Here is a 15,294-nt window from a genome sequence, read left to right as displayed (position 1 = left end):
CTCCGGGTCAGTCATCATTGGGGGAATGCTACCGCTGCAGCTATGATTCGATAATTCTAAAGTGATCATGGCTGCCATTCGAAATATGAATATCGCCAACAAGGATTTGAACCTGCTCTATCTGTTCCATGTGCTTTACCAGGAGCGCAGCGCCACGCTCGCCGCCCAACGCATGGCGCTTAGCCAACCTGCACTCAGCCACAAGCTCAGCAAATTGCGAGACCAGCTTGGCGACCCCCTGTTCGTGCGTGCGCCCAGAGGGCTTACCCCCACACCGCGGGCCCATGAGCTGGCGCCGGAGGTAGAACGCCTGGTAGCGGGCCTGGAAGGCTTCTATGAACGCTGCGAGGGGCAAGACTTTCTCGCCCGCCCTGCCCGCGTACACCTGTACAGCACCGATTATGTGGAGCAGACACTGCTGCCCAGGCTGTTACCGATACTGCGCAGCCAAGCGCCCAACCTGACGCTGGTTACACACAACACCCGGGGCGCGTTACCCCGAGAAGCGCTGGAAAAAGGCACCTGTGACCTGGCTGTCGCCGGCTTCTACACCGACCTGCCCGACACCTTCCACCAGCAGCGGCTGCTCAGGGAGCAGTTCGTAGTGCTTGCCTCGCGCAGCCATCCAGGCCTGGATAGCGGCCTGGACCTGGACACCTTTCTGGCCAGTGACCATCTGCTCACCACCCTGACCGGTGACCTTGATGGGCTGGTTGATCGCGCCCTGCACAGCCAGGGCAAGCAACGCCGGGTGGTGGCTGGCCTGTCCAGCTTCATCGCACCCATGCGCTTGCTGCGGGGTACCGACCTGCTTTTGACCTGCCTGCGCTCGCTGGCCCTCGAAGCTACCGACCGTGACGAGGACCTGCGCATGTTCCCGCTACCGCTGGAGCTGCCGCCGGTGGAGGTGATGCAGATCTGGCATGCGCGTACCCATGCCGACCCCTTGCGGCGCTGGCTTCGCCAGCAGCTGTGGGCCGTGGCCCAGCAATAGGGATGTTTCTGACGAATGTAGTCGGGTATGGCGCACAACCTCTTGCAATCCGTAAGATCTCAAAATACTGTATGAATATTCAGTACAGCGAGACGCCCTCATGCAACTCATCGCCAAACTCGGTATTCTGGCCGACGCTGCCAAGTACGACGCATCCTGCGCCAGCAGCGGCGCGCCCAAGCGCAATTCGCGCGGTGGCGATGGCCTGGGTGCTACCAATGGCATGGGTATTTGTCACAGCTATACGCCCGACGGCCGCTGCGTGTCGCTGCTGAAGGTGCTGCTGACCAATTTTTGCCTGTACGACTGCCAGTACTGTGTCAACCGCCGCTCCAGCAACGTGCCTCGGGCACGTTTCAGCCCGGAAGAGGTAGTGCGCCTGACCTTGGATTTCTATCGGCGCAACTGCATCAGCGGCCTGTTCCTCAGCTCTGGCATCATCCGTTCGGCGGACTACACCATGGAGCAGCTGATCCGGGTGGCCCGGCTGTTGCGCGAAGAACACAACTTCCGCGGCTACATCCACCTGAAGACCATCCCCGACGCCGACCCGCTGCTGATCGAAGAAGCCGGGCGCCTGGCCGACCGGCTCAGCGTCAACATCGAGCTGCCGACCGACGACAGCCTCAAGCGCCTGGCGCCTGAAAAGCAGGCACACACCATTCGCCAGGCCATGGGCGTCATTCACCAAGGGCAGCAGGCCGTAGCCAATGAGCCCAGGGCACCGCGCTTTACCCCGGCGGGGCAAAGTACCCAGGTCATCGTCGGTGCCGACAGCACCGATGACAGCACCTTGTTGCGCAATGCCGAATCGCTTTACCAGGGTTACGGCCTCAAGCGGGTGTACTATTCCGCGTTCAGCCCGATCCCCGACAGCCCGGGCAGCGTGCCGTTGGCCGCCCCCCCACTGTTGCGCGAGCACCGCTTGTACCAGGCTGACTTCCTGCTCCGGGGCTATGGCTACAAGGCGGGTGAGCTGCTGGGTCAGCACGGTAACCTGGCACTGGACATCGACCCCAAGCTGGCCTGGGCGCTGGCCAACCGCGAGGTATTCCCATTGGACGTGAACCGCGCAGAGCCGGCACTGCTGGCACGCATCCCCGGCATTGGCCTGCGCAGCGTGCAGCGCCTGGTGGCGTTGCGCCGGGAACGGCGTATCCGCTATGACGACCTGATTCAGCTGCGCTGCGTACTGGACAAGGCGCGCCCGTTCATCGTCACCAGCGATTACCGCCCGGCACAGGCCGAACTGCGCAGCGGGTTGCTGCGTGCACGCCTGCGCGAACCGCAGGCGCCGGTGCAGATGGGGTTGTGGGGGTGATTGCGCTCGACTGCGACGATCTGTTCGCCACATGGCGTGAACAGGCGCGGGTGTTACTGGGGCATGGCATCGACCCTTCGGAAATCACCTGGAACCAGGGCCCCATGGCGGATTTGCTGGCTGTACCCGCAGCGCTGCCTGCCGGCCCTGGCCCCTTCCGGGCCAAAGTCCCGGCCCAGTTGTTGGGGCAGTTGGAACTAGCCTCTCGCTACCGTGGCGAGCAACGCTGGAACCTGCTGTACGAAGTGCTGTGGCGTGTCGCCCACGGCGACCGCACCGCAATGCTGGCGGGCGACCGCCTAGGCAGTGAGTTGCAACGGCGCATCAAGCAGGTAACGCGCGAAGCCCATCATTTGCATGCTTTTGTGCGCTTCGTGCCGCTGCCCGAAGCGGTGGCTGGGCAGTTGCAACTGGATCTGGTGGCTTACCACGAGCCGGCACATGACGTTCTGCAGAGCGCCAGCGCGCACTTCGCCGACCGCCTGGGCAAGTTGCGCTGGCTGATCGCTACGCCTCAGGATGGCATTCGCTTCGACGGTGCCGGGTTCGACTATCAACGGCGCTGCCCGGCGCAATGGCGGCAGTGGGCGCGCAGTGCCGAGGACCCAGGGGCCGAGCTGTGGCGCACCTATTACCGCCATACGTTCAACCCTGCCCGCCTCAACCCTGATGCCCTGCGCCTGCACATGCCGGGGCGGTTCTGGCGGCACTTGCCGGAAGGCATGCTGATACCCCAGCTCGAGGGCCTGGCACGCCAAGGCAAGCAGCGGGACGGCCAGGCGCTGGAAGTGGCTGCGCAGGCCGGCAAAAAGATCAGCAAGACTGGGCGGTGATGCACGCCAGCCATGCAGTGCGCGCAAATCGCCTCACTCCAGCAACCAGCCTGCATCGCCTTCATCCAGCACGCCGCCATGATCAGTCCTGTCCCCCTTGCGCGCGACAGCAGCCCCCTCGATCAGGAAGTGCTCGGCCCCGCTTTCGATTACCGCACCGCAGGTAGTCCGGTCCCCCACCCTGGCCACTGCGCTGCCGTTGAATGTATACCCAGCACTCCCGCTCTCGACCTGGTTAGCGCCATGCAATGGGCAGAGATGTCGATGACCGACAAGCACAACAGGTTTCATCGCGCTTCGCCTGCGTGCGGTGCGGTACGTGATTCGCGATCAATCGCCACTGGCCAGTAAACCTTCGGCGCCAGGCAGTGCATGTGGCTCAGGCCATCATCATCATTCCAGTCGCGCGCGGGGTGCACGAACTTCGGGAGGGCCTGGGGGCCTTGCTGCATGAACAGTCTGGCGATGGCCCAGTAGGCTTCGCCGTGGTAGAGGTCGTGGCTGAAAAACACGCGGTCAATGACTTCGTTGGTTTCCGGGTTACGGACCGATAGCATGACGTTTTCGATCAGACCGCCGTGGCCGGGTGCGTAGATCCGGTAAACCTCGGCGGTAACGTCATCCCAGTTGTAGGCAACGGGTTTCACGCCCCAATACTTTCGGCTGAAAACAAAGAATCGATTGAACCTGTACTGGTAAAGATAAATTCTTCGGCGCAGTCTATTGAAACGAATAGGCTCGTCTCTTGGAAGCACAAAATCAAGCTTGATGTAGGGCGATAGCACCCACGCCACGAGTAGCGGCGCAAGCAAGATAACAATATTCGTTATCCAGTCCCCCTGCCAATTATCGAAAACCAGCCAATACGTAAATAACGTCATCCCACCACCCGCAACAAGAGCGGCAGAGCCTATCAGCGCACCTAGCCCCCGCAGGCGAATAGTAGCCCTTGGCAACTCCAAATAGACATCATCGTAATAATTGGGCGAGGGGTTAATGTTTTGTGGTTCATGTTTGAACGTTGGCCTTTCTTCGATATCGGGTAAATCATGACTCCAACCCAATTGCCGATGTGCTAACGGCCTGGACTTGACGTTCATACGTTCTCCGCCTGAACACGACATCCAAGGCGTGTGCTTGAAATATTTTTATCTGGCCAATACGCAACCGTCAGCGTGGCCGATTTAATGGTGTGCGCACCAGCGGTCGGCATGAGCGCTATCACACCAGTCAATTCTAATGACGGCGCGCTTGCTGGATGCGCATGCACACTTTCCATCAATGAAACATCGGGGCGATAGTCCGGAAAACGTGGAGCGGCGAAATTTGAAAACTTTTTTGTTTGGGTGAGAAACTCCGGACAATCAGAATTACGGCTGCCGGATGCTACCAACTCTCCACTATGGCAGTCAGGAAACTCACCATCACCTGCGCGATGTACTAGTAACGCCCAATCGTACCCTGAATTGACCTCGTCATACCGGGGCAAACTAATTTGAAATTTTATTTTTTGCTCAACAACCAAGCCGGCCATCCCACCGACTTTGCGCATTGCGATATCGCTGACCAGAACCGACTCGAAATTCACTCCAATTTGAAGTCCAAGCGTTGCAGCATTAAGCTCCGCCATGGCTATATCTGCCCACTCCACCGAATCCCAACGAACGCTAGGAATTTCGCCACCCTTGCCAAACAAACTACGACTGAGCCATAACTCAAGAGGGTTGAGCTCGTTGTTTTCCGCCATCCTTCTATAAGTGTAAGCGGAGAGTGTCAGTACTATGGCAACGCCCAAAGGCCCTGCAATCAAAGGTGACGCGACCGACAGTGCAAACGCTGCAGAGCCACCCAGATAAAGCACGCCTGATAGAGCGTATTGTTTGCTCGACAGAATGCTACCCGACTTGACGGCGCGTTTTGATGCGGCAAACGCTTGGGCAACGTCAAACACCCCAGCCACAGAACTTATCAATGCGCCGAAACTTATGAGGAAACCTCCTACAACGGCGGCCCCCCTCGCCCAGGGCGCTTGCAGATGACGAATGCTCGTTCGCAGAACAAGCCCCACCAATTCGATTTGCCCCCCAAGCACACCCAGTTGCGAACCCTGCAGCGCCAATTTGGCCTCGTACGCCTTGGGCCCAATCTCTGCCTCGGCCTTTTCCTGATTTCTGGTCAGGCTGTCATACTGCAAATACAGCCCACCGATCCCGAGTAGCACCTCCCAACTGCCTGCAGCCCCGCGCAGGCCTGAGAAACCGCCACGCACCAGCTGGCTGGCCTGGTGCGCAGTTATCTTCATCCCGTCAAGCAACTTGCGGGCATTGCTGTCGAGTGTACCTGCCGCGACCGAGATATCCACCATGGCCGCGTGCGCCGCACTGCTCGCCTGAGTCAGCTTGATGCTGGCCGCTTCGACTAACCGGCCATGCACTTGCGCAGCCGTGCCCTCGACCCAGACCGTGACACTGATCACGGTGTTGGTCAGCCGAGGGTCGAGCAGCGCAAGGCTCATCAACCCGTGCTGCAGGATCGGCCGGACCTTGCGCATCGCCTTGAACGAACCGACTTCAAAGTCATCGACACTGCGATACATACGGTCTCTCGCCTCAGCGAGGGAGGCATTTGCGCGGTGCTGCAACTGGCGCAAGTGCGCACTCTGCAAGGCGTAGTACTCGCCCAGCTTCATCTTCACTTCAAGCTCGATCAGTTGCACCCCGTTGTAAAGAAACTGGGTTGCGCTGTTCAGGTGCCGAACAGCGTTGTGGATGCCAGGCCCGAGGCTAGGCGCCAGGCGTTGACTGGCGGCATTCACCGCGCTCTGCGTTTCGGCGATGGCCTGCTTCAAGCTATTTCGCATGCGTAAACCGGCATCGTCGCTGGCGATGACCTTGCTCAACATGCCGAAGAGCTTGTCGCTGTCGTTCCAATTGATTGCCTGGTCGCCTGAAAAACTGGGTAACAGCGCGGCCAGCAAAGCGTTGTCACGCATCAGCAGCGCGCGGTAGGGAGGGCTATCGGGGTTTTGTAGCCAGACCTGCCACTGCCATTCGCTGGTACCAGCCGCAGGCTGACGGGGTTCAAGGCTGGCGATCACGGCCTCTGTGACCCCACCGCCCAAGCACAGCCCCATGGTCTTGGTATAGGCCACACCGGACTCGCGATCACGGCCGTCATAGTCGTGGCGCTCGGCCACCTTGAACATCGGGGTATCGAATAATGCAACGTAGGCCTGCGCGTCCTGATCAATGTAGCGCTGGAACTCGGCATCCTGCGCCTCGTACTCAGCTTGGAAAGCAGCCCGCTGCGGCTCGTGGTAGCGCTCTTCTAGACGGGCATCACTTTCTCGCTGCGCACGCTCGACCAGACGCTGTCGCTCGACTGCCGGGTCCACGAAAATTGGTGGCCCGTCGCCGGTCACCGGCTGCAGCGACGGCACCCCTTGTGCCGCCCACTCCCGGTGCGTGGCGCGGATCACCTGTACGATCTGCGACGTCTGCAACTGGTACGCGCGTAGTGGGTCCTCACGCCAGGCCTGGCGCTTCACTACCCAGCTCAGCCGCTGGTGGTTGTATTCCTGAATGAGACCGACGGTGTCGTCCAGCACCAACGCCAACACACCGTTTGCCAACTGGTGGCGGTCCAATGCATTGACCACATAACCACGCAGGGCAAACCTGCGCAGCCAGCGGCTGTGGAAACCATGCACGCTGTCGAACGGTGCACACGCCTGCTGGCTGTATTCGAACACCTGGTTGTCAACTTGCAACTGGTCGGCCGTCATCGCCAGGCCCAGCAATTGCGGATGGGTACGCGCCTGGGTCAGATCAATCCCTACGAAGCGGTGGCTTGGTGCCACGCCTTGCTTGTAGGCGTTCAGCACACTCACCGGCCAGGCATCACTGGAAAAGGCCAGCCAGGCACTGTTGTATTTGTCGGTGTCGATCGTGACGAAGGCCGCCGGAATATCGTGGTTTTCCTGCGCACATTTTTCCGGCAGTGGCCCAGGTGGGCCGGCTGGAGGCGCATAGGGGTCAAAGCGTCGCAGATGGCCCTGTGCGCTGACGGCGTAGGCTTGCCAGACCTGCTGGTCAAGCAAGACATACAGGTAGCCCATGCGTAACGTGCGCAGGCCAGGCTTGGCGCAGATGTGCAAATGCCCCGCCACGGTAGTGATGCACTCCGGTCGGGTATCCGGGACCAGCGCACGGCGCAGGGGCAGAATGGGCAGCCCCTGGCGCTGACAAGACATGCAGTGGTCATGCGGCAGGCCGGCTTCAGCGACAGCAAGGGCGATGCGTTGACTGATGGTCATGCAAGGCGCTCCGCTTCCGTCAGGGATTGGGTCAGGTGCCGCCAATGCGCCTCGGAGTAGCGGGCAAGCAACGGCGCCAGCGCGCGCTGCTCTTGGCGGGCTGCATCTATCAGGCCGCGCACGGCGGCAAGGGAGGTTAGCTGGGGATGAATGCACAGCTGGTGGAGGGCCAGCACCACGATATCTTCCGGGTCGGTCAAGCCCAAGGCGCGTGCTTCCTGGATATGGTTGCCGGCTCGTACAGCCGCAAACGACGGTATCTGACACTGCAAGGTATTGTTCACGCCTGCTCGTAGAGCGCTCAAGCTTCGCAGCACGCGCTCGACCAATGCTCCATCCGCTTGCATGCGCCAGGCAGACGCGGGGAGCAGACAGCGTTGCCCGCTCTGCCCCTTGAGGTTCAGCAACTGCCCACTGCTATTGAGGAACAACCAGCGGCTGATGGGCCACCACGGTGCACGCTCCCCTTGCTTGAACGTTGCCGCAAGCAGCTCCAGGCGTATCGGCTCGTAGACCGGATAGAAGCTCAGTGCCTGAGCTGTGTCGGGTAACCGGCACAAGCGACTGAGGTGAGCTGCGATGTTGGCCGCTGGCTGTTCACTGAACACCCAGCCGCATAGGTAGCGCCTTGGCTGAAACAGCCCACGCACAGCTGCTCGGGCGGTCAATTCCAATATTGCGCGGCTGGGCAGCGCCCCGGGTATAGCCAGGCATACCAGTACAGGATGCAAGTGCGGCACATGCGCCAGGTCGAACCTGGGTACACGCATCATAGCGCTCTCCCCCAATGCCTCGCGAAGCTGGGCGAGCAAGGCTGAATCGCCTTTGTCCTCGGGGGCAAGGGGGTCCACCAACACATAGCTGTACAGGTCAGGCGCATGCTGCTGTTCGATCACGCTGGCCAGGTCATCAGCCGTCATCAGAGCTTACCCTCACAGGTGCTGGCAGCGTTCGGCGTCAATGTCAGCGACGTAGCGCTGCCTGCCCCCTGCGCAGTCGCCTGGGTTTGCCCCAACAGGTTCAAGGTCTGGCCATTGAGGGTGATACCGCGCCGGTCCAGCACGATGCAGCCACCTGGGGTTTTCAACTCTATGCGCTCACTGGCATGCAGCTGATACACCGTAGTGCGCTGCTGCATGCCATTGCCGACTTCGACCCGTTGAGCACCTTTGACTACCAAGGCGCTGTCCTTGCCGACGAGAACCTGCTGACAGCCCAGGGTCGCTTCACTGCGGTTGTTACCGACCTGGTGCGTCAGGTCATGCTTGATTTCGACCTGGCAGTTCTGCCCGATGAACTGGTTGTGGTTGCCCCCGGTTTCCTGGCGATAGTGGTTACCGATGCTAAGTTGCTGATCATTGCCCACCTGCTCCAGCCGATTGCGCCCGACACGCGTGGTTTCGTCGTTGCCGACCACCGTGTTGTAGTCGCGCTGGGCATGAATGAACACCTCCTCCCTGCCCAGTTCGTCCTCGAAGCGCAGCTCATTGAAGCCATTGCCCTTGTGGGTCTGGCTCTTGATGGTCATGCGGGTTTTGTGCTCCGGCAGGTCATACGGCGGAAGCTGATCACCGCAGTAGGTACGCCCGATGATCATCGGTTGGTCGGGGTCGGCATTGACGTACTGTATGACCACGTCCTGGCCAATGCGCGGGATGGCCATCGAGCCCCAACTGCCGCCTGCCCAGCTTTGCGAAACCCGGACCCAGCAAGAGCTGAACTCATTGCCCTTGCTCTCCCGATCCCAGGGAAAACTGACCTTGACCCGCCCCCACTCGTCACAGTAGATCTCTTCGCCGGGCGGGCCGACCACGGTGGCCATGTGCGGGCCATCGATACGGGGTTTGGCCAGGGGGGCCGGGCGCCATTCGCGGGTGCCCGGCACCAGCATGGCACGCTGCACGTAGCGGGTGCCCTGGTCGGCGCTGGCTGCCTCTTCCTGCAGGCTGGTGAACTGCACGCCTTCATGGTGCACGCTGATCGGCCGCCAATGCACGTTCAGGTCTGCGCGCGGGTGCCCGACCAGCGTGAAGCTCAGCCCTGGTTGCAGGCGCACATCATCGCCCTGCACCTCGGCAACGTGCGCGTCGTGGCGCAGCGCCGCGAGGCGCGTGGCCGTGAACGGTACGCCAACCGCGTCCCGCTTGTAGCGCCCAGGGTAGTCGAAACGCTCGTAGGCCCGCGTTTGATGGGGGGTACTGCTGTCAGCGGCCCGATGCTCCTGGCGGTAGCGCGGGTGGGTGAAGGTGTAGTCCCGCTGCACCTGCCGGGTGCTGCGGACCTGCTCGCTGTAACGCAGGCGCCGCAGGCACGGCACGGCCTGATCACCACCGCTGTTGGCGTGATACAGCACGTGGTCGGGACCAATATCACCCTCATCTACCGCTTGCGGGTCATCGGCCCGGACCGCGCCGCGGCTGATAGTGCCAAACGCCAGCAGCCGATCGGTAATGACCAGGTGGTGCTGTTGTGGCGTGTGCTCGAAGCGGTAGACAAGGCCTTCTTCGGCTGCCAGCCGGGCGATGAAATCGAGGTCGGTTTCACCGGCCTGAACGCAGAATTCGCGGACGTGATGCTCGCCGAGGCTCTTGATTCCAAAGCGGTTGATGCCCTGGCGCTGCAACACCAGTTCAATAATCTGCGGCACAGTCTTGTGCTGGAAGATGCGCCAGTTCGAACGCAGCCTGGCGCGGGCCAGCTGCGGCTCTACCAACGCGTGGTAGTGGGTACGAAACCTGCCGGTTTCGCCTTGGCTGAAACTGCTGACCAGGCCGTGCACATGGCGTAGCGGCTGCTCGCCACGCCAGACCGTGAACAGCCCGGGCTTGTCGAGCAGCAGGCCGAAGTCGACATCTGCGTCGAAACTGATCAGTTCCAAGTGCAGTTGGAACGGCGCGCTGATGGCCTCGTCGAGTTCGAACGAAACCACTTCGAACTCAACCCGGCCGGCCAGGGCCTCGAAGCTGAACCGCAGATCGGACTGGCTAGGCATGCGGACTCCCGGCTACCACCTTGAGACAAGGCTGTCGAGCGACTGCAGCACTCCGGCGCTGCTCAGCGTTCAGGCGAAATCGGTAGCTACAAAAGGCCCTGTGGCCTTCAGGTGGGCGGTGCATGAAGAGGTCCTTGTCTTCCGGCAAACTGAAGACACGAACGCTAGCGGGGAACCGATTCTGCGAGAAGTCCAGCACTTCCCGGCGCAACGTAGGAAATGTCGACTGAGTTTTTGATGACCGGCGCGTGCCGAGAGACCGAGCGCTGCGCGAGGGGCGCTCGATCTCTGCGAGGCTCATAAATGTTCTGGGCCGAAGACGTTCAAACCTTGAACTGCCCGACCAAGGCCGTCATCTCCCCCACCAGGCCCGACAGTGCCTTGCTCGCAGCGCTGGTCTGCTGCGCCCCGGCCGCCGAATGGTTGGACAGTTCACGGATGTTCAGCAGGTTGAGATCCACTTCGCGCGCGACCTGCGCCTGCTCTTCGGCGGCGCTGGCGATGACCAGGTTGCGTTCGTTGATTTCGCCAATCGCGCTGTAGATACCTTCCAGCACCTGCCCCGAGGCCAGGGTCACGTCCAGGGTCGACTGCGCACGGTGGGTGCTGGCCTGCATCGACGCCACTGCCGCTTCGGTGCCGGCCTGCACGCGGCCGATCATTTGCTCGATTTCCTGGGTCGACTGTTGCGTGCGGTAGGCCAGCGTACGCACTTCATCGGCCACCACGGCAAAGCCCCGCCCCGCCTCCCCGGCACGCGCCGCTTCGATGGCGGCGTTCAGCGCCAGCAGGTTGGTTTGCTCGGAGACCGAGCGGATCACTTCCAGCACCTTGCCGATATCACGCACCTGCCCCACCAACTGCTCCAGGTGGGTACTGCTGGTCTGGATCTCGCGGGTCATGGCCTCGGTGCCGTCGATATTGTCGCTGACCTGGCGGCGGCTTTGCGTGGCTAGCTGGTTGGACTCGCTGGTGGTTTGCGAGGTGCTGATCGCATTGCGTGCAACCTCCTCCACGGCGGTGGTCATTTCGGTCACGGCAGTGGCTGCCTGTTCCAGCTCCAACCCTTGTTGGCGCAGGTTGTTGGCGCTTTGCTCGGTTACCGCGTCCAGCGCAGTGGCGGCTTCGTCCAGTTGTCGGGCACAACGCCCGATCTGGCCCAGGGTGTCGCGCTGGCTTTGCTGCATACGCTGCAACTCGTGGAACAGCTGGCCGATCTCGTTACTGCCTTGTGCCTGCACCGGCACGCTCAGGTCGCCCCCGGCAATACGCTGGAAGTGCTGACCGGCCTCACGCAGGGGGTGAAGCACTCGCTGGGCGATGAAGCCCCAGCACAGGGCTGCCAGGGCCAAGGTCAGCGCCAGCAGGCCGAGGCTGAGCAACTGCGCACGGGCCAGGCGGCGATCGGATTCGAGCATGATCTGCTGGCCACGCTGGCCCAATTCGCCAACCAGTTGCTGGCGTAGCGCCTGCAACCGGCCCATGGCGTTACCGGCGTCGACATTGACCTTGAAGTATTGCTCCAGCGAGCGCTGGCGGGTGGCCTCACGCTGCCCGGCCACCGCGGCGGCGTATTCGGCGAAGGTCGCCTGCAACTCGGTCGCCAAAGTGCGCAGGGCCGGCTCGCGGCTGTTTTCGACGAATTCGTCGACCAGCTTCTGGCTTTTTTCGTTCAACTCGAGCGACAGTGCCATGCGCTTGGCAGCACTGTCATCGTGGCCGCCGAGTTGCTCGATGAAGCCCGACGACACGTTGGCGCTGGAACGGATGGCCATCAGCAAGGCATTGTTCAAGCGGTCCGACTGGTGCGCAGTCTGGTCCAGTTCGGTGATCTGCTGGTCACTGCCAACCGCCGCTCGCCAGGCACTGAGGGTGGAAAACAGCAGGGTCAGGCTGAACAGCGACAATACCCAGAACATTCCGGTGCGGATTTTCAAGTTGGCAAGCATGCGGGCAGTACTCCTGGTTGGCACCACTTCTGGTCGATGATTCGACGGTGGGTGTGCTGCTATCGGAGCGGCGCGGCGCCGGCTTGAGGTGCTCAGGTATGCTTGTGGGCGGTAACCGAACAGATGTTGCCTGCATGCGGGGCCTCGCCAAGCAACCCGCGCGGTGCATGGCAGCGCATGCGTTGGCGGGCTCGGCAGGGAAAGCCTGGGTTTGCCAGCCAAGCCGCGATGCGGGTAAAGTCGGGCCCTGGCGCTGGCTGCGCCTGCGGTCCGCGCAAAGGGGTTGCCCGAGCCATGCGATAACCTGTTTCCATACCAGCTCCAGGCTTGTCGGCGGACCGAGCCTCAAAGGAGTTGGCATGCCCACCATCCATGCATCCCGCCACCATGGCCTGCTCGATCTTGCCGCTTTGCGCAAACGCGCCAAGCGTTTGCTCAACGCCCTGAAGCACCACCAGGCCGACGACGCCCGGGAACAGTTGCGCACCCTTGGCCTGCCTGGCCCCCATTATCTCCTTGCCGATACCCAATGGCTGGTGGCCCGCGAAGCCGGCTTCGCCAGCTGGCCCAAGCTCAAGGCGCATGCCGATGCCGTGGCGTTCGCCGCACGCCAGCCTGGCTTCGCTGCCGATGACGAAGCCGCTGTGCAGCATTGGCGCTGCGGTAACGATATTGCCCACAGCTTGCGGGTTGCGGGGTTTGCCGGCGCTTTCCAGATGTTCGACGACCCCATGGTGATGGGGCCGGTGCCGGCCCTGCCGGAAGATCAGTACTGGCCGGTGCGCGGCGCGTACATACAGCAAGCGTTCAACCTCAGCGCCGAGGCTGTCGCCCCGCGCCAGGCTGCACAACAGGCCGCATTGGCCGGTTTGAACGGCGACAGTCAGCTGGTGCTGTGGTGCGAAGCCGACGCTTACGACCAGTTGTTCCTGATCCGCGTGCTCGCCAGCCTGCCCTGTTTGCCGCGACGCCTGGAGCTGATCGAAATCGACCAGGTCCCTGGCGTAGAGCGCTTCATCGGTATCGGCCAACTGGCCCCGGATCTGCTGGCCTGGCTATGGCCACAACGTCGCGCGCTGGGTGAGGATGCACTGACCTTGGCGCGCCAAACCTGGGCTGCCTACACCGCCGCTGAACCCCAAGCCTGGGCCGCCCTCGCTGGCCGCCAGCACCGGCCTATGCCGCTGTTGCGCCGGGCACTGGCGCGCCAGCTGCAAGAACTGCCTGGCGCCAGCGACGGCTTGAGCCTGACCGAACGCCTGCTGCTGCGCGCTCTGGCATCGCATGGGGAGCTGCCAGCCGGACGCGTGTTTACCCAACTGATGCAGCAGGATGAGCCGCTCCCTTATCTGGGCGACATGATGTTCCATGCACTGCTGCAGCCGTTGCTCCATGCACCCCACCCGCTGCTGCGCGAAGGCCCGGGCGACGCCTGGGCCCATCGGCCATTACGGCTGACCGCACTCGCCGAACAGGTGCTGGCCGGCCAGCGCCACTGGCTCGACCAGCACCCTGCCCGGCGTTGGGTAGGCGGGGTGTGCATCGACGCGGCTGACAAGCCTTGGGTGGTTAGCGAGCAAGGCGAGGTCTGGCGACGACAATAGCGAAGCGGCTTGGCTGCAAGGGTGGGCGGGAACCCTTATTCCGCCAGCACCTCCTCCAGCGCCTGCTCCAGCGTGCTGACGGTGCGCTCGATATGCTGCAGTTTTTCCAGCCCGAACAGGCCAATGCGGAAGGTCTGGAAATCTGCCGGCTCATCGCACTGCAGCGGCACCCCAGCGGCGATTTGCAGCCCGTGGTCGGCAAATTTGCTGCCGTTCTTGATGCCGGCGTCATCGGTGTAGCTCACCACTACACCCGGGGCCTGGAAACCGCTGGCGGCCACGCTCTTGATACCTTTGCCGGTCAACAGGGCGCGCACCCGCTTGCCGAGGGCCTGTTGCTCGGCGCGCAGTGTGTCGAAGCCGTAGGCGCGCATCTCGTTCATCACGCCGTTGAACCGTGCCAGTGCATCGCTGGGCATGGTCGCGTGGTAGGCATGCCCGCCCTGCTCATAGGCCTGCATGATCTGCAGCCACTTTTTCAGGTCGCAGGCAAAACTGCTGCTCTGTGTCTGCTCGATGCGTTGCAGGGCCAGGGCACTGAACATCACCAGGGCGCAGCATGGGGAAGCACTCCAGCCCTTCTGCGGCGCGCTGAGCAGCAGGTCGACGGCGCATGTGTGCATATCGACCCACACCGCGCCGGAGGCGATGCAGTCCAGCACGAACAAGCCGCCCACTGCATGCACGGCCTCGCCCACCGCGCGCAGGTAGTCGTCGGGCAGCATGATCCCGGATGACGTTTCGACATGCGGGGCAAAGACCACCTGCGGTTTGTGCGCCGCAATCGCCGCCAGCACTTCATCCAGCGGCGGTGGCGCATAGGCCGCCTGGCGCCCGGTTTCCACCGGCCTGGCTTTCAGCACCGTGGTAGCCGCCGGAATGTTGCCCATCTCAAGAATCTGGCTCCAGCGATAACTGAACCAGCCGTTGCGGATCACCAGGCACTGCTGGCCAGTGGCGAACTGCCGCGCCACCGCTTCCATGCCAAACGTGCCACTGCCCGGCACCACAGCCACGCCCTGGGCGTTGTAGACCTGTTTCAAGGTGGCGGAGATGTTCTTCATCACGCCCTGAAATGCCTGTGACATATGGTTGAGAGAGCGGTCGGTGTACACCACCGAGTACTCGATCAAACCCTCGGGGTCGACACTGGGATAAAGCTTTGACATGGGCAGGCTCCTTTGGCAGAGACGTCATTGCCATCGACCCTGCCTCAAGCCCCGGCAAATGACAAGGTGCGGCCGCGCGGCAGATCACAAAGCCGCTTGGACAAAACATATGGAAAT

The 15,294-nt window shown here is 62.1% G+C and carries 11 protein-coding genes; 4 read left to right on the top strand and 7 right to left on the bottom strand.

What is annotated here, in order from left to right; genetic code table 11:
* The first annotated feature begins 85 nt into the window (after positions 1–85).
* The 3 genes from GEV39_RS10410 (at position 86) to GEV39_RS10400 (ending at position 3,148) form a co-directional block, all read left to right on the top strand.
* Positions 86–994, top strand: coding sequence for a LysR family transcriptional regulator (locus GEV39_RS10410; protein WP_173888762.1), 909 nt, complete (start codon positions 86–88; stop codon positions 992–994).
* Positions 995–1,094: 100 nt separating this feature from the next.
* Positions 1,095–2,315: a putative DNA modification/repair radical SAM protein gene (locus GEV39_RS10405; RefSeq protein ID WP_009686599.1), complete on the top strand. Its 1,221-nt coding sequence runs from the start codon at positions 1,095–1,097 to the stop codon at positions 2,313–2,315.
* Positions 2,306–3,148, top strand: a complete 843-nt coding sequence (locus GEV39_RS10400) for a TIGR03915 family putative DNA repair protein (protein WP_173888760.1) — start codon at positions 2,306–2,308, stop codon at positions 3,146–3,148. Before GEV39_RS10405 ends, GEV39_RS10400 begins: the two co-directional genes overlap by 10 nt.
* A 33-nt stretch (positions 3,149–3,181) precedes the next feature.
* On the opposite strand, the gene GEV39_RS10395 is transcribed toward GEV39_RS10400, so the two are convergent.
* From GEV39_RS10395 to GEV39_RS10370, 6 genes are all read right to left on the bottom strand, one after another.
* A complete protein-coding gene (locus tag GEV39_RS10395; RefSeq protein WP_009686597.1) occupies positions 3,182–3,439 on the bottom strand; it encodes a PAAR domain-containing protein in 258 nt (85 codons plus the stop codon).
* On the bottom strand, positions 3,436–4,248 hold the full coding sequence (locus tag GEV39_RS10390; RefSeq protein ID WP_349306027.1) for a DUF6708 domain-containing protein: 813 nt from the start codon (positions 4,246–4,248) through the stop codon (positions 3,436–3,438). Before GEV39_RS10390 ends, GEV39_RS10395 begins: the two co-directional genes overlap by 4 nt.
* Positions 4,245–7,463, bottom strand: coding sequence for a T6SS effector BTH_I2691 family protein (locus GEV39_RS10385; protein ID WP_173888758.1), 3,219 nt, complete (start codon positions 7,461–7,463; stop codon positions 4,245–4,247). The genes GEV39_RS10390 and GEV39_RS10385 overlap by 4 nt, the downstream gene beginning before the upstream one ends.
* Entirely contained in the window at positions 7,460–8,383 is a 924-nt protein-coding gene (locus tag GEV39_RS10380) for a hypothetical protein (RefSeq protein WP_173888756.1), read from the bottom strand. The genes GEV39_RS10385 and GEV39_RS10380 overlap by 4 nt, the downstream gene beginning before the upstream one ends.
* Entirely contained in the window at positions 8,383–10,455 is a 2,073-nt protein-coding gene (locus GEV39_RS10375) for a type VI secretion system Vgr family protein (protein WP_173888754.1), read from the bottom strand. The genes GEV39_RS10380 and GEV39_RS10375 overlap by 1 nt, the downstream gene beginning before the upstream one ends.
* A 323-nt stretch (positions 10,456–10,778) precedes the next feature.
* On the bottom strand, positions 10,779–12,404 hold the full coding sequence (locus GEV39_RS10370; RefSeq protein WP_173888752.1) for a methyl-accepting chemotaxis protein: 1,626 nt from the start codon (positions 12,402–12,404) through the stop codon (positions 10,779–10,781).
* Positions 12,405–12,763: 359 nt separating this feature from the next.
* On the opposite strand from GEV39_RS10370, the gene GEV39_RS10365 reads away from it, so the two are divergent.
* Complete coding sequence (locus GEV39_RS10365) at positions 12,764–14,008, top strand: DUF1835 domain-containing protein (RefSeq protein WP_173888750.1); 1,245 nt, start codon at positions 12,764–12,766, stop codon at positions 14,006–14,008.
* Positions 14,009–14,043: 35 nt separating this feature from the next.
* On the opposite strand, the gene GEV39_RS10360 is transcribed toward GEV39_RS10365, so the two are convergent.
* On the bottom strand, positions 14,044–15,177 hold the full coding sequence (locus GEV39_RS10360; protein WP_173888748.1) for a pyridoxal-phosphate-dependent aminotransferase family protein: 1,134 nt from the start codon (positions 15,175–15,177) through the stop codon (positions 14,044–14,046).
* Positions 15,178–15,294: the final 117 nt, after the last annotated feature.

Origin of the sequence: Pseudomonas sp. NY5710 (assembly GCF_013305665.1) — a bacterium.
Taxonomy (GTDB): Bacteria; Pseudomonadota; Gammaproteobacteria; order Pseudomonadales; family Pseudomonadaceae; genus Aquipseudomonas; species Aquipseudomonas juntendi.
The sequence above is the reverse complement of the archived record's forward strand: the minus strand, read 5'-3'. Positions and strand labels throughout refer to the sequence as shown.

Bases quoted from the DNA above. Each gene is read 5' to 3' on its own strand.
- GEV39_RS10410 (WP_173888762.1), top strand. From the start codon at position 86: ATGAATATCGCCAACAAGGATTTGAACCTGCTCTATCTGTTCCATGTG.
- GEV39_RS10405 (WP_009686599.1), top strand. From the start codon at position 1,095: ATGCAACTCATCGCCAAACTCGGTATTCTGGCCGACGCTGCCAAGTAC.
- GEV39_RS10395 (WP_009686597.1), bottom strand. From the start codon at position 3,439: ATGAAACCTGTTGTGCTTGTCGGTCATCGACATCTCTGCCCATTGCAT.
- GEV39_RS10390 (WP_349306027.1), bottom strand. From the start codon at position 4,248: ATGAACGTCAAGTCCAGGCCGTTAGCACATCGGCAATTGGGTTGGAGT.
- GEV39_RS10385 (WP_173888758.1), bottom strand. From the start codon at position 7,463: ATGACCATCAGTCAACGCATCGCCCTTGCTGTCGCTGAAGCCGGCCTG.
- GEV39_RS10380 (WP_173888756.1), bottom strand. From the start codon at position 8,383: ATGACGGCTGATGACCTGGCCAGCGTGATCGAACAGCAGCATGCGCCT.
- GEV39_RS10375 (WP_173888754.1), bottom strand. From the start codon at position 10,455: ATGCCTAGCCAGTCCGATCTGCGGTTCAGCTTCGAGGCCCTGGCCGGC.
- GEV39_RS10370 (WP_173888752.1), bottom strand. From the start codon at position 12,404: ATGCTTGCCAACTTGAAAATCCGCACCGGAATGTTCTGGGTATTGTCG.
- GEV39_RS10365 (WP_173888750.1), top strand. From the start codon at position 12,764: ATGCCCACCATCCATGCATCCCGCCACCATGGCCTGCTCGATCTTGCC.
- GEV39_RS10360 (WP_173888748.1), bottom strand. From the start codon at position 15,177: ATGTCAAAGCTTTATCCCAGTGTCGACCCCGAGGGTTTGATCGAGTAC.